Source organism: Sporolactobacillus nakayamae (assembly GCF_900113325.1).
In the GTDB taxonomy this organism is placed as follows: Bacteria; Bacillota; Bacilli; order Bacillales; family Sporolactobacillaceae; genus Sporolactobacillus; species Sporolactobacillus nakayamae.
In genome coordinates this window covers 34,283-49,209 of the sequence record NZ_FOOY01000006.1, presented here as the reverse complement: position 1 = coordinate 49,209, position 14,927 = coordinate 34,283, and the positions used below count along the sequence as shown (strand labels likewise).

11 protein-coding genes and 1 other annotated feature are annotated in these 14,927 nt (G+C 46.3%); of the genes, 9 read left to right on the top strand and 2 right to left on the bottom strand.

Annotation, left to right across the window (positions count from 1 at the left end; translation table 11 throughout):
• The first annotated feature begins 139 nt into the window (after positions 1-139).
• The 4 genes from nrdD to BM003_RS04795 all read left to right on the top strand — a co-directional run bounded on the left by nrdD (position 140) and on the right by BM003_RS04795 (position 5,492).
• Entirely contained in the window at positions 140-2,002 is a 1,863-nt protein-coding gene (gene nrdD / locus BM003_RS04815; RefSeq protein ID WP_245734067.1) for an anaerobic ribonucleoside-triphosphate reductase, read from the top strand.
• 48 nt (positions 2,003-2,050) lie between these two features.
• Positions 2,051-2,554, top strand: a complete 504-nt coding sequence (nrdG, locus tag BM003_RS04810) for an anaerobic ribonucleoside-triphosphate reductase activating protein (RefSeq protein WP_093670666.1) — start codon at positions 2,051-2,053, stop codon at positions 2,552-2,554.
• 444 nt (positions 2,555-2,998) lie between these two features.
• A complete protein-coding gene (locus tag BM003_RS04800) occupies positions 2,999-3,271 on the top strand; it encodes a hypothetical protein (protein WP_093670662.1) in 273 nt (90 codons plus the stop codon).
• Positions 3,272-3,485: 214 nt separating this feature from the next.
• Positions 3,486-5,492 (top strand): FAD-dependent oxidoreductase, encoded by a 2,007-nt coding sequence (locus BM003_RS04795; RefSeq protein WP_245734065.1) that lies wholly within the window; start codon positions 3,486-3,488, stop codon positions 5,490-5,492.
• Between the two features lie 51 nt (positions 5,493-5,543).
• On the opposite strand, the gene rnhA is transcribed toward BM003_RS04795, so the two are convergent.
• Positions 5,544-6,002: a ribonuclease HI gene (gene rnhA, locus BM003_RS04790; protein ID WP_093670915.1), complete on the bottom strand. Its 459-nt coding sequence runs from the start codon at positions 6,000-6,002 to the stop codon at positions 5,544-5,546.
• A gap of 235 nt (positions 6,003-6,237) precedes the next feature.
• Here rnhA and BM003_RS04785 point away from each other — a divergent pair, with 235 nt between their 5' ends.
• The 3 genes from BM003_RS04785 to BM003_RS04775 all read left to right on the top strand — a co-directional run bounded on the left by BM003_RS04785 (position 6,238) and on the right by BM003_RS04775 (position 11,093).
• On the top strand, positions 6,238-7,161 hold the full coding sequence (locus BM003_RS04785; protein WP_093670913.1) for a ketopantoate reductase family protein: 924 nt from the start codon (positions 6,238-6,240) through the stop codon (positions 7,159-7,161).
• A gap of 20 nt (positions 7,162-7,181) precedes the next feature.
• Positions 7,182-7,994 (top strand): C39 family peptidase, encoded by an 813-nt coding sequence (locus tag BM003_RS04780; protein ID WP_093670658.1) that lies wholly within the window; start codon positions 7,182-7,184, stop codon positions 7,992-7,994.
• 477 nt (positions 7,995-8,471) lie between these two features.
• Complete coding sequence (locus BM003_RS04775) at positions 8,472-11,093, top strand: SH3 domain-containing protein (protein WP_093670656.1); 2,622 nt, start codon at positions 8,472-8,474, stop codon at positions 11,091-11,093.
• Positions 11,094-11,164: 71 nt separating this feature from the next.
• On the opposite strand, the gene bacA is transcribed toward BM003_RS04775, so the two are convergent.
• On the bottom strand, positions 11,165-11,968 hold the full coding sequence (gene bacA / locus BM003_RS04770; RefSeq protein WP_177184641.1) for an undecaprenyl-diphosphate phosphatase: 804 nt from the start codon (positions 11,966-11,968) through the stop codon (positions 11,165-11,167).
• Positions 11,969-12,240: 272 nt separating this feature from the next.
• Positions 12,241-12,488, top strand: a binding site (T-box leader).
• Between the two features lie 139 nt (positions 12,489-12,627).
• Between bacA and argC the strand changes: the two genes are divergently transcribed.
• On the top strand, positions 12,628-13,665 hold the full coding sequence (gene argC, locus BM003_RS04765) for an N-acetyl-gamma-glutamyl-phosphate reductase (protein WP_093670654.1): 1,038 nt from the start codon (positions 12,628-12,630) through the stop codon (positions 13,663-13,665).
• 13 nt (positions 13,666-13,678) lie between these two features.
• A complete protein-coding gene (argJ, locus tag BM003_RS04760) occupies positions 13,679-14,905 on the top strand; it encodes a bifunctional ornithine acetyltransferase/N-acetylglutamate synthase (RefSeq protein ID WP_093670652.1) in 1,227 nt (408 codons plus the stop codon).
• Positions 14,906-14,927: the final 22 nt, after the last annotated feature.

Genomic DNA, 14,927 nt, shown 5'->3' with positions numbered 1-14,927 from the left:
AAAAATTGACACAAGTTCATTTTTCGCTCTACGATCCCTAAAAAACACGATTCATCTACATATTGTATTACTATACTGTTGAACATACTATATATTGTTATATAATTGCTTATAGAGCAAGATGTTGGGGGCGGTAAAGATGATCAAGGAACCGATTTTTAAAGAGAAAACGTTAGATGATAAGATTCGCGACTTAATTAATATGGATGAATATGTCGCCAATGAAAATGCGAATAAGGATGAAAAGGTATTTAATACAAAACGTGATTTGCTTGCGGGTGTGGCAGCTAGAGACTATGCGCTTCGCCATATTTTGCCAAAGGAATTCGCCGACGCGCACAATCAGGGGATCATTCACTTCCATGATCTTGATTATTCGCCGTTTTTCTCAATGTACAATTGCATGCTGATCGACTTTAAAGGCATGTTGGAAAATGGGTTCTCAATCGGCAATGCAGATGTGGAGCAGCCAAAATCAATTAAGACAGCGACTGCGCTGGTAGCTCAGATCGTTGCCAATGTATCCTCTAATATTTATGGCGGTACATCGTTCAATCGCGCGGACGAAGTATTAGAGCCTTATGCGAAAACCAGCTTCCGTAAATATTTGGAAACGGCGAAGGAATGGTTCTCGGATCCGGCGGAACAAGAACGTTATGCTTATTCCATGACTGAGAAAGAAATCTACGATTCGATGCAGTCGCTCGAATATGAAATCAATACTTTGTTTTCAAGTAATGGACAAACACCGTTTTTTACGCTGAACTTCGGGCTTGGTGAGTCGTGGTTTGCGCGCGAAATTCAGAAAGCGATTCTGAAGGTGAGGATTATTGGGCTCGGTCGCGATCACAAAACAGCGGTGTTCCCAAAGCTCGTGTTCACGATCAAACGCGGATTGAATTTGAATGAAAGTGATCCAAACTATGATATTAAGAAGCTGGCATTGGAATGCGCGACAAAACGGATGTATCCGGATATCTTGAACTATGACCGAATCGTTGAGGTGACTGGGGACTTCAAAGCGCCGATGGGCTGCCGCTCATTTCTCCCATCCTATCAGGAAGACGGACAATACATTACGGACGGACGCAACAACATGGGTGTCGTCACACTCAATATTCCGAGGATCGCAATTGAAACATGCGATGATCAGACCGGTTTCTGGAACCTATTTGAGAAACGTCTTGATCTTGTCTGCCGCGCGCTGCTTTTCCGGATTCACACGCTGGATAGGGTGGAGGCGAAAAATGCTCCGATTCTGTATCAATATGGAGCGACCGGCAAACGGCTGCAAGCAGACCAACCTGTGATGGACATTTTCAAGAATGGCCGTGCGACCGTATCCATGGGGTACATCGGGCTTTATGAGGCGGCGACGGTATTCTATGGACCGGATTGGGAGCACAATCCGGCTGCCAAAAAGTTCACGCTCGATATCGTGAAACGCTTCAAAGCGGTTGCAGATGAATGGCACAAGAAGACAGGCTACGCGTTCAGTGTCTATGCGACACCGTCAGAGAGCTTGACCGACCGTTTTTGCAGACTGGACAAACAGCACTTTGGCAGCATTGAGGATATTACGGACAAAGATTATTATACGAACAGTTTCCATTATGATGTGCGCAAAAAGATCAATCCTTTTGAGAAAATTGATTTTGAAAAGGACTATGAACCTTATACGGGAGGCGGCTTCATTCATTACTGCGAGTTCCCATCCTTGGTGAACAACCCTGAAGGATTGGAGACGGTTTGGGATTACACCTATGACCGCGTTGGCTATTTCGGTACGAACACGCCGATTGATAAATGCTATGAATGCGGCTATGAAGGCGAGTTCGAGTCAACGGCGGCAGGCTTCAAATGCCCAAGCTGCGGCAACCATAACCCGGAAACGACATCCTGCATACGCAGACTTTGCGGCTATCTTGGCTCTGTAATTCAACGCAAACCGATCAAGGGACGTCTGAAGGAGATCAACAGCCGCGAAAAACAGCAGAGTTAATGAAGATGCATGCATTTTTTGACTAGAGCTATCCGGAGTGTGAACAAAATGAATTACGCCGATTATAAACGCTTTGACTTTTTGAATGGGACAGGCATCCGGCACTCGCTGTTTGTAAGCGGCTGCCATTTTCATTGCAAGGGCTGCTGGAATGCAGTCGCTTGGAATCCTGAATTTGGTCAGCCGTATACAGATCAGATAGAGGATAAGATCATCAATGATTTAAAAGATTCGGGCAAAACAGTTCAGGGATTGTCGCTGCTTGGCGGCGAGCCGTTTGATCATCCGGATACCTTGACCAAACTCATCGGGCGCGTCAAGAACGAATGCCCGGACAAGGACATTTGGTGCTGGACCGGATTTCACTATGAAGATTTGCTGCACGACCCTGAGCGGCGAGACATGCTGAATCAGATCGACGTGCTCATCGACGGACCATTCGACATAACAAAGCGAAATCTGAAATTAAAGTTTCGCGGATCATCCAATCAACGTGTTATTAATGTGAACGAGTCGATGAAAAAAAGACAAGTTGTATTGCAAGTTCAATAGGAATAGCGAAAGATACCAGGGTAAAAGCTGAACCTGGTGTCTTTTTTTTACGTGCGGACCAGGGGAATGAATCTTCAACATTCATTCTTGAACAGTAGACGTAAGATGAGCAGCAACCTGTACGAAAAAATTACAGATAGGCGGTCACCTGCTAAATCAGGACAGCAGCCGAGTTTGAGGTTAGTCCGAACCCGTGGAAAATTGGACCGAATATTGAAGTTCAACCTAACGGGGGAAAAGTCGAACCCAAGAGAGGAAAAGTCGAACCGAAGACCCGAAGATGAACCGAAGCATCGGAAAGTCGAACCGAACACGATCAAAGTCGAACCGAAGAGAGGAGAAGTCGAACCGAAGACCCAAAGTTGAACCTAACCATCGGAAAGTCGAACCGAACACGATCAAAGTCGAACCCAAGAGAGGAGAAGTCGAACCGAAGACCCGAAGTTGAACCGAAGCATCGGAAAGTCGAACCTAACGGGGGAAAAGTCGAACCCAAGAGAGGAAAAGTCGAACCGAAGACCCGAAGATGAACCGAAGCATCGGAAAGTCGAACCGAACGCGACCAAAGTCGAACCCAATCCCTGGGAAGTTCAACCCAAGAGAGGAAAAGTAGTAACGAAGCCTGAAACTCGTAACGAACTCCTCGAAAGTCGTAACGAACTCATGGGAAGTAGTAACGAATTCCCAGACTCGTACCGAACCGAAGGAAAATCGTAACGAAAGAGCTCAAAATCGTAACGAAGTCACCGAAAATCGTAACGAATTCTCAGACTCATAACGAATTTGTTGCGCACTCCGTCTTTACTGTGCAAGAATTTCCCTATTTATACGAAAACGTTTACACGTAATGTGAATTTTTTAACATACATGTCCTAACCGCAGTGTTATAACGGATGTGTGATCCGAATCCAAATTGAGGGGGCAGCACATGATGTATGAATCATTGTTTCAGCCTATGAAAATTGGAAAACTGGAAGTGAAGAATCGAATCTCGATGGCTCCAATGGGCGCTTTCGGCTTAGTCGACAATGAAGGCTGTTACAGTCAGCGTGCGATTGACTACTATGTCGAGCGGGCTAAAGGCGGTACAGGTTTAATTATCACAAGTATCACAAAAGTTGAGAATAAATTGGACAAAGTTGTTTCAGGAATTATTCCTGTTGTCTCAGAGAATCCGGGACGTTTTTTAATGACTTCTGCAGAAATGACGGAACGCGTTCATGCATACGGGGCGAAAATTTTTCTGCAGTTGACGATGGGTTTCGGACGAAGCGGTGTTCCGGGCGCTTTGCTGACCGCGCCTCCTGTTTCCGCGTCGAATATTCCAAACTATTGGAAACCATCAGTCACATGCAATGAACTGACAACTGCGCAGGTCGAATGGATTGTGCAGCAATTTGTTGAAAGCGCAGACATTGCAAAAAAAGCAGGGTTTGACGGTGTGGAAATCCACGCGGTTCACGAAGGCTACCTGCTTGATCAGTTTACCTTGGCACTGTTTAATAGAAGAACGGATAAATATGGCGGTGATCTCAAGGGACGGCTGACGCTTCCGATCGAGATCGTTCAAGGCATTAAGAAAAGATGCGGCAAGGATTATCCTGTCGGCGTTCGCTACAGTGTCAAGAGTTGTATCAAGGACTGGCGCCAAGGCGGTTTGCCTGATGAGGATTATGTGGAAAAAGGGCGCGACTTGGAAGAAGGAATTGAAGCTGCAAAAATTCTGGAGGCAGCTGGTTACGATGAATTGAACACTGATATGGGAACTTATGATGCCTGGTATTGGTCGCATCCGCCAATCTACCAGAAAGAGGGGCTGTACCTCCCATACACGAAGAAGTTGAAAGAAGCAGTAAGCATTCCAGTCATCGTTGCCGGAAAACTCGGCGTTCCTGATGTGGCAGAAAAAGCGCTGGATGAGGATGCGGCAGATATGATTGGGCTTGGCCGCCCACTTTTAACCGATCCATTTTGGCCAAAGAAAGTGCTGAACCATCAAGTTGAACAAATACGGCCATGCATCGGCTGTCATGTCGGATGCTTGGGACGCGGGTTTGAAGGCAAGCCGCTGAGCTGCGCCGTAAACCCGGCATGCGGACGAGAACGCTACTATGAACCAAAGCCGGCATGCAAAGCGAAAAAAGTAATGATTGTCGGCGGGGGTGTTGCCGGGATGGAAGCCGCACGCATGGCAACCTTGCGCGGGCACCAAGTGACACTTTATGAAAAAAGCGAGGCACTTGGCGGGCAGATTATTCCTGCATCGACGCCGGATTTTAAAATCGATGACAGACGATTGATCGCTTGGTACGAGAATGAAATGAAGCGACTGAATATAGCCATTGTCTACGGCACAGAGGTCGATGAAGTACTTGTTAATAAGGAAAAGCCTGAAGTTGTCATCATCGCCACTGGTGCGCACGAGGTTCATTTAAATCTTCCCGGTGCGGATAAGGACAAAGTCGCCTCATCGATTGAAATTCTAAGCGGTAAGAAACAAGCAGGCGACAATGTCCTGATTGTCGGTGGGGGACTTGTTGGCTGCGAGACGGCGCTCTATTTGGCGCAAAAAGGTAAAAAAGTGACAATTGTTGAGGCACAAGATAAAATTCTCAGCAATGGCGGAGGCAAACCGATTCCGCATATGAACAAGATCATGCTCATTGATTTACTTAATAAATATGACGTAGCTGTAACTACAAATAGTTCACTAACTGAAATCACCGATGAAGGTGCGGTTTTAACGAATACCCATTTTCACAGACAGGCCGTGACCGCAGATACCGTTGTCATTTCTGTGGGCTTTAAGCCGGATCAGAGACTCTATCATGAACTGAACGGAAAGGTTCCGGATTTGTATCTGATTGGCGACGCGTATCAGGCGGCGAATATTATGAATGCCGTTTGGAGCGGAAATGAGATCGGCATGAACTGCTAGTCGGTACAAAAAAACAGGGGGCTCTGCATATCACGCAGGGCTCCCTGTCTTTCAGTTATCTTTTTCCAGATCGTCCATTGCAAGATTGGCGAGCTGATCGGCCCGTTCGTTATACTCGACGCCGTGATGGCCTTTGACCTTGTTGAACGCTATCTTTTCCTGCATCTGCGCAAGTTCATTCAGACGCATCCAGAGTTCCTTGTTCTTGACCGCTTTTCCGCCGGCCGTTTTCCAGCCTTTCTTGATCCAACCGGAGATCCAGCTGTTCATGCCATTCACCACATAGGCGCTGTCAATATAAAAAGAAACTGGAATTTGTCGCGTTTTTAATGATTCAAGTGCGCGAATCGCTGCTGTCAGCTCCATCACATTGTTCGTCGTGTTGCGCAATCCGCCGCGCAGTTCTTTGACATGATCGCCATACTTTAGAATCGCACCCCAGCCGCCTACATTATGGTCATCCTGATTGCCTCGGCATCCGCCGTCACAATAGATAATAATCTCACTCATTTCCATTCACCTGTTTCTCTTAAATTCAGATCAATTCAGTATTCTCTTATATCCAAGCCAATTCCTTCACAAATACAGTCACTGATCAGTATACCAAAAAATAGTGAGGCGCAGCCCGAATGTTACTACGAGAGAAAAAACGGATGAAATACTGTAGAATAAAAAGTAACATAGAGATAGACTTGTGAACTGCAGCAGGAGATAGAATTCAACACAGGGAATGGGGCGTGTTTTTTTGAAAATTGCAGTGTTGGGAGCCGGAGCAATCGGCTGCTATTATGGTGGAGTATTGGCAAAGGAAAAGATGGATGTGACATTTATTGCTAAGGGACAAACGCTTGAACGTTTGCGTAATCATGAGCTTGTCGTTAAAAGCATTAATGGCAATTTTTCTCTTCCTGTTAACGTAAGTGATGCGGAGCAGTTGGCAAAAGACGATGCATTTGATTTTATTCTCCTAGCAATCAAATCAACAGCTCTAGAAGCAGTGATCCCTGAATTGCGTGCTGTCGTGGGACCGAAAACAAAGGTAATTTGCCTGCTCAACGGAATCGGCAATGAGGAGCGCTTGGCGGAAGTATTTGGCGCGGATCATATTGTCGGAGGCTCTGCATTTATTTCAATTATTCGAGAAGCACCGGGCGTGGTCAATCATGTTGGTGATGGAAAGCTGGTCATTGGTGAATGGCAAGAAAATGCCGAAAAAAATGCCAAGCTTTACGAACTGGAAAAAGCACTTCTGCACGCGGGCACCACTGTTCAAATTTCCAAACATATTCGTCAGATCAAATGGGAAAAATTACTTTGGAACATCACATATAATCCATTAACCGCTTTAACAAAAACTCGTGTCGGTGAAGCGTTGAAGGATCCGGATCTTAACGGCCTGCTGAAGCGGGTCAGCGAAGAATTCTTGTCGGTCGCTGAGAAGTCCGGAATTGCGATCAGAGAGCAATACAAGGCCGGTTTGCTGTTCCCCGACGAAAAAATTCAGAATCACAAAACGTCAATGCTTCAGGATCTTGAAAATGGGCGCGCCATGGAATTAGACGCGATTCTAGGCTTCGTGATTCAGACGGCCGAGCAATGCGCCGCACAGGTACCGACGATTGAGACCATCTACCATCTGCTTCAATTTATGGATCGTCAGAATCAATAAAAGACGCAAGGGGATTGTTCATGCGAATACAGAGATTTATATCTGCTGTGTTAATGATTGTGATTATGATCGGATGCGTGCTCGTCATCTCACTTTTAGTACAAAATCGAAATGATCATGAAACGCAATCACAGGCCACTGAACCGAGGCAAACCAGCAATGAGAATACAAGCGAACAAAAAAGTGAACCGATAAAGCAACTACAACCCAAGCGCGCAAAAAAGAAAGGCGTAGCGGAAAAGAGACTGACCGCTCCCTATGTCAGTCAAAAGCCTGAGTTGCCGAACGGTTGCGAGGTCACAAGCTTGACGATGCTGCTTCAATCCGCCTCAGTGAAAGTGGACAAGTTGACATTGGCCAGCAAAATGAAAAAAGTGCCGTTTCAGTCAGGGGAGTTCAAGGGTAACCCCAACGAAGGGTTTGTCGGCAATATGTATCATGGCAGCCGGGCAAATCCGGGTCTGGCGGTGTACCATGGACCTGTTGCTGATCTCGCGCGAAGCTATTTGGGCAACCGTGTGATTGATTTGTCTGGAAAATCATGGTCTGCAATTGAAACGCAATTAGTTTCAGGCAACCCGGTCTGGACGATCACCAGCATTAATTTTCAGCCGATCCCGGATAGCGCGTGGCAGGAGTGGCGTACCAGACAAGGAACGATGCGCATCACCTTCAGAGAACATTCAGTTTTACTGACTGGGTTTGATGAACATAATGTCTATTTTAATGACCCGCTTGCCGGTGGACCGGGAAGCAAGTCCGACAAGCAAGCATTTATTAAAGCATGGAAGCAGTTTGGCAATCAAGCCATTTCCTATACATCTGAACAATGAAGATGGTGAAAAGTCCGAAATCGGGCTTTTTTTTGCGGTTTTCGGGCGATCCAATCAATCCTGAACATTTCGTTTCACCTATGAATTTTGGGGTATATAAAAATAGAAAACTGTCCTTTTCCTAGTTGATTTTTTTCGGAAAATAATAATGCGATCAACCTACAAGTAATTTTTTTCTGTATTTGGATCAATTAGGAAGATCATGATGCGAAAATAATGATAGTATAGTATTGAAATAGAATTATAAATATAAAGCAAGAATCGAGTTAACTAATGCATCCTGATTAGAAAACGTTTGCATTACTGCCAATGTAATAATATACCCGTGCCTTGACACCTATTAAATAACGCTTATTGACGATGAACTATTAAAAAAATACCGTTATATCAGCTTAACCCATTAAACAAATTCCATATCTTACCGATATAATAGTAAAAATATAATATATCATTTATCATATTCGGGGGTGGCTTACATTGAGCCCAAATCGTAACTTTACTATTGTCGGCACGTTCGCAGCAGCGGCGGCTGTTGCCGCAGTCGCAGGAGTACCTTCTCATGCTTCAGCGGATACATTTGAAGCGTATCAGGGAAAAGCAAAAACGAATTTGAATATCCGAAGCACACCCGGCACAGAGCAGCAACAAATCGGTATGTTGAAGAAAAATCAGACTTTTGATGTAGTTGGCATAGACAAGAAGAGTGAAAAAGGAAATTGGCTGAAAATCAAATATGAAGGTCGTACTGCCTATGTTGACGGGTATTATGTAGAACGTGTATCTGAGACAGCAACTGCCACGCCGACATTGTCGATACAATCGGTAACTAATTACCAAGGTGTGACCTCAGCGAATTTAAATGTGCGGCTGTTACCTTCAACAAATGGGACGGTTCTAAAGACGTTGACGAAAGGAACAACTGTGACGGTTACCGGGAAAACAGGCGACGGCTGGCTTCAAATTAAATACAAAGATGGATCTGCCTATGTTTCGGCAGATTACATAAAAACAGGTTCAGCCTCTGAAACGAGTGCGCCGGCAAGCACACAAACACTTTATACGGGAACGACAACGGCAAACCTGAATGTCCGCTCCGGTGCGTCGACCTCAGGCAAATTGCTGACAACGTTGAAAAAAGGAAGCGGTGTGGAAGTCGTAGGCACGAGCGGCAACTGGCTGAAAATCAAGTACAACGGTGGCACGGCGTACGTGTCCGGCGATTACGTGAAGAATGCGGGCAGCACGTCGAGCTCCGACAGTTCCAATGAAACCGTTCTGTACACGGGAACGACAACGGCGAATCTGAATGTCCGCTCCGGCGCGTCAACATCAAACAAAATTATGGCAACGTTGAAAAAAGGAAGCAGTGTGGAAGTCGTAGGCACGAGCGGAAATTGGCTGAAGATCAAGTACAACGGCGGCACGGCGTATGTATCGAAAGACTATGTGAAAAAGCCGTCAAGCGAGAACAGCCCCGGATCTGACAGCACGAGCGAGACAGTGCTGTATACCGGAACAACAACGGCAAACCTGAATGTCCGCTCCGGTGCATCGACCTCGGGCAAATTGCTGACAACGTTGAAAAAAGGAAGCAGTGTGGAAGTCGTAGGAACCGAGGGTGACTGGTTGAAGGTCAAGTACAACGGCGGCACGGCGTATGTATCGAAAGACTATGTGAAGAAGCCGTCAAGCGAGAACAGCTCCGGATCTGACAGCACGAGCGAGACGGTGCTGTATACCGGAACGACAACGGCGAATCTGAATGTTCGATCGAGTGCATCGACCTCGGGCAAATTGCTGACAACGTTGAAAAAAGGAAGCAGTGTGGAAGTCGTAGGAACCGAGGGTGACTGGTTGAAGGTCAAGTACAACGGCGGCACGGCGTATGTATCGAAAGACTATGTGAAGAAGCCGTCAAGCGAGAACAGCTCCGGATCTGACAGCACGAGCGAGACGGTGCTGTATACCGGAACGACAACGGCGAATCTGAATGTTCGATCGAGTGCATCGACCTCGGGTAAATTGCTGACAACGTTGAAAAAAGGAAGCAGTGTGGAAGTCGTAGGAACTGAGGGTGACTGGCTGAAAATCAAATACAACGGCGGCACGGCGTACGTGTCGGCTGAATTTGTGAAAAAGCCGTCAAGCGACACATCAAGTGACGCTTCGTCGGATAGCGATTCGTCCGGATCACAAGCGTCGAAGACAATGGGATTAATAACAACAGGCGTGAACTTTCGACAAGGCCCCGGAACGTCATATAAAAGTTACGGTGTACTTAAGGCGGGTACCCTTGTAGAGATGCTTGCCGACGCTCCGGATGGCTGGAAGAAAGTCAGCTATGATGGAAAAGATGGTTATGTTTACGGAGACTATTTGAAAGACGAAACGACAACGACCATTCAGGATGGCAATGCAGCTTATATAACAACCACTTATCCGCTGTCATTTGGACAAGCACTGGCGAAGGAACAAAACGTGAACAGCAGTTCTTCTATAGCGCAGTATCTCAATCCGAAAAACTTTACCAAGGGCAGTATTGAGTACTACCAATTTTTGCAGCTGTCGTCGCTAACAAACGTTTCCTTGAGTGATATGAATAAGATGCTTAGCGGCAGAGGGATCTTGTCAGGACAGGGCGCAGCTTTCATAAGCGCGGCTAATGTGAACAAAGTGAATGAAGTGTATCTTGTTTCCCATGCTCTGCTTGAGACAGGCAACGGCAGTTCGACGCTGGCTAATGGTGTCAACTATAATGGTACAACGGTTTATAACATGTTCGGTATCGGCGCGTATGACGGAAGTGCTGTTAACAGCGGTGCGAAATATGCTTACGAGCAAGGGTGGACCACGCCTGCGAAAGCGATCGAAGGCGGAGCTGCCTGGATTGCGAAATATTATGTTTACAATGCTACATACCGCCAAGATACATTGTATAAGATGCGTTGGAACCCAGAGGCGCTTGTTGTAGGGAGCGCCGCACATCAATACGCAACAGATGTTGGTTGGGCGGTCAAGCAGACTCCAATGATTGACAGCATGTACAGTACGATCTCCAAATACAGCTTAATCTTTGATGTCCCAGAATACGCGAATTAACTTATAGGTTTGAAAAATGGCCGGAGAGAATGATCACACATCTCTCCGGCCATTTTTCATTGGAAACAATCTTAGAAAATTAAATAGAGTGCAAATACTGCTGCAAGAATAAATCGGTAAATCGCGAAAGGTACAAGAGTGAATCGTCGCAATAGCTTAAGGAAGAAGACAATAGCGAGCATCGCTACGATAAACGCGGTGATAAAACCGACCACAAAGAGCGGGATATCACTGACATGCAGGAACTCAAGACTTTTTATAAGATCGACGCCACTTGCACCGATCATCATCGGTACGGCAAGAATGAACGAGAATTCCGCGGCTGTTTTTCGTTCAACACCGGCGATAATTCCGCCTGCGATGGTCGATCCGGAACGTGAAAATCCGGACCAGAGTGACAGACATTGGAATAGTCCGATGACAAAGGCTTGACCATAGGACAATTCCTTAGTTCCGGCGCCGACGTGATTTGCAGCGATCTTTTCGGCAATGATCATTAAAATACCTCCGACCACCAGAGCAACGAGAACGCTTTGTGGCGAGAAAAGAACATTTTTAATGAAATCATGCAGAAGAATGCCGAGAACCCCGGCGGGAATACCTGCGACAATGATATGCAGGAGATTCAGATGCTCAGGTCCGCTTTTAGGATCGTTTTTGTAGAAGCCAAAGAGGCTCCACAGTCTTTTCCAATAGAGGACAACTACTGCCATAATGGATCCCAATTGAATAATAACTTCAAAGGTTTTTGCGGTATCGCCTCTAAAGTGAAGTAAATCAGCAGCGAGAATCAAATGCCCGGTTGAAGAAACCGGCGCGAATTCGGTTAACCCTTCAACAGCGCCAAGAATAACCGCGATCAATAAATGAATCAAGAACGTCACCAACCTTAAATCAGGAGTATATTCATTTTTAAACAAGCCTTTTTATTATATCATATTCACCTTTCGCTACAGCATTTCTGTCAGCGGGGGCAAGCCCAGAATTTCACAAAAATAAGTGCTTCTAAAAGATTGGGCGGCGGAATAAATTACTTGTGAAGCGAAAACACATTAACTACAAAATAATTTGCAAATAAGGATTGACATATTTAGTGAACAAGGTATAATGAATATCACATAAGTTAGAAATAGTGACTAATTATTTACGAAAACCAGTGAAGAAGAGAGTAACAGTGAATCGCTGCTCAAGCGAGCCGGGTTGATGAGAGCCGGTGCAGTGAAACTGTGAACCGCACTTCGGAGGCGGCAGCCTGAATAATAGGTAGGGTTGTCCGGGAACTCCCGTTACAGAGTCTTAAGCAGATTCCCTTTTGGATTAATCATTTTTGAACGTCCATATATGGGAATAACCAGAGTGGTACCGCGGGCATAGTGATCAACGCTCGTCTCTTTTCTTTATGAAAAGAGGCGGGCGTTTTTTATTTTTACGTCGGACACCTTATTCGTGGACTTTTTCTATCATTATAATTTATCTCTCTGAAGCGTTAATAAGACACCGAATGAAAATCAACAGGTTATTGGAGGCTTTACAAGTGAAGGCAGGAATTGTTGGCGCAAATGGATACAGCGGTGTGGAATTGATCCGCCTGTTGCTGAATCATCCGCAAATCAAATTGGAGATGCTGATCGCTCATTCGACGCAAGGCATGGAGATTCAAAGCATCTATCCTCATCTAAACGGTATTGTTGAAAAAACCTTGGAAGAATTTGATGCGGATGAACTTGCGGCAAGAGTGGATGTCGTGTTCTTTGCGACCCCTGCCGGCGTCAGCAAAGATCTGCTTCCTGAATGCCTAAAACGTGGATTGATCTGTATTGATCTCTCCGGGGACTTCAGGCTCAAGAATCCGCAGGACTATGCGGACTGGTATCATAAGGACCCTGCTGAACAGGTATTGCTGAATGACGCGGTGTACGGATTGGCGGAGATTAACCGACAGCAGATTGAGGGAGCAACCTTCATTTCGAATCCCGGCTGCTATCCGACAGCCGCATTGCTTGGTCTCGCGCCTGTGCTGAAAAACGACGTGATTGATTTACAATCAATTATCGTCGATGGGAAGTCCGGCGTTTCCGGATCAGGAAAAAAAGCAGCGCTGGGCAATTTGTTCTGCGAGGTCAATGAGAGTGTGTTGGCCTATAAGCTTGGTCAGCATCAGCATACGCCGGAAATTGAGCAGATGATCTCAGAGATCAGCGGAGAAAAAAATGCGATCACATTTACCACTCATCTGATCCCGATGACGCGCGGGCTGTTATGCACCACATACGCGAACTTGAAAAAAGGATTTTCAACACGAGAGTTATTGGAACACTACGAAAAGTTTTATGAAAAATCGCCTTTTGTTCGGATCAGGCCGCTTGGAACTTGGCCGGCGACAAAAGAAGTGCTGGGCTCAAATTTCTGTGATATCGGATTGAATGTCGACGGACGAACCAGGCGTCTCACCATCGTTTCAGTAATCGACAATGTGGTTAAAGGTGCGGCCGGTCAGGCAGTGCAGAATCTGAATATTATCAAGGGCTGGGATGAACAGACGGGACTCGCGTTCACCCCGATCTATCCGTGAGAGGGCGAGAGAAATGGAAGAAACGTATCATAAGCAAACAGAAATCATTCATATAGAGGATGGCAGTGTCGGATCGCCGAACGGTTTTAAAACAGGCGGTCAGAATATAGGACTGAGAACAGGACGTCCGGATATGGGCTGGATTTATTCAGAAGTTCCTGCCTCGGCGGCAGGCGTTTACACGACGAACGTGTTTCAGGCAGCACCGTTGCAAGTTACTCAGGCCGGCATTGCAAAAGAAAAGAAACTTCAGGCAATCCTGGTGAACACGGTGAGCGCCAATTCATGTACGGGCGAGCAAGGAATCGACAATGCATTCATGACGAGAAAGTGGATGGCCGAACATCTTGGCATATCCGATCATCTTGTCGGTGTAGCTTCAACAGGAGTCATCGGTATGCAGCTGCCCATGGATAAAATGGAGCATGGTATTACAGGTATCGCCTTAGACGCACCTGAAGCACCATTCGAAGAAGCGATCCTCACAACGGATACGAAACCGAAACACCTTGCTGTTCAGTTCGAAATTGACGGCAAAAAGGTGACCATCGGCGGCGCGTGCAAGGGTTCGGGGATGATTCACCCGAATATGGCTACCATGCTTGGATTTGTGACAACCGACGCGGCGGTGGAACCCGACGCACTAAGCTTAGCGCTGAAATCAGTTGTTAATCAAACATTTAATCGAATCACCGTTGACGGCGACACGAGTACGAATGACATGGTGCTGCTGCTGGCAAATGGTCAGGCTGAGAATCATCAGCTGAACGAGCAGCATCCGGAATGGCAAACGTTCCTGAATGGGCTGGAGCATGTGTGTCAAGGTCTTGCTAAGTTCATTGCCGGGGATGGCGAAGGTGCGACGAAGCTGATTGAGGTGCAGGTGAGCGGAGCTAAGGATGATCATTCCGCTGAAATCATCAGCAAATCCATTATTGGCTCAAGTCTCGTGAAGACGGCAGTATTCGGCAGTGACGCGAATTGGGGCCGCGTGATTTGCGCCATGGGGTACAGCGGTGAACACTTCGATACTAACAAAGTGTCCATGGCACTTGGCGATTTTGTCCTCTTCAAGGACGGCATGCCGGTTGACTTCAATGAGGAACAAGCGAAGGCGTATTTAGACGGCGATAGCGTCGTCATTAAAACCAAGCTTGGTGAAGGATTTGGTAAAGCGGTCGCTTGGGGCTGCGACCTTACTTATAATTACGTGAAAATTAATGCATCTTATCGTTCGTGAGAGAAAATGATGTTAGGAGGAC

What these genes read in the sequence shown, in the direction of transcription:
- BM003_RS04795 (WP_245734065.1), top strand. Translation starts at nt 3,486, where the DNA reads ATGTATGAATCATTGTTTCAGCCTATGAAAATTGGAAAACTGGAAGTG.
- BM003_RS04780 (WP_093670658.1), top strand. Translation starts at nt 7,182, where the DNA reads ATGCGAATACAGAGATTTATATCTGCTGTGTTAATGATTGTGATTATG.
- nrdD (WP_245734067.1), top strand. Translation starts at nt 140, where the DNA reads ATGATCAAGGAACCGATTTTTAAAGAGAAAACGTTAGATGATAAGATT.
- rnhA (WP_093670915.1), bottom strand. Translation starts at nt 6,002, where the DNA reads ATGAGTGAGATTATTATCTATTGTGACGGCGGATGCCGAGGCAATCAG.
- nrdG (WP_093670666.1), top strand. Translation starts at nt 2,051, where the DNA reads ATGAATTACGCCGATTATAAACGCTTTGACTTTTTGAATGGGACAGGC.
- argJ (WP_093670652.1), top strand. Translation starts at nt 13,679, where the DNA reads ATGGAAGAAACGTATCATAAGCAAACAGAAATCATTCATATAGAGGAT.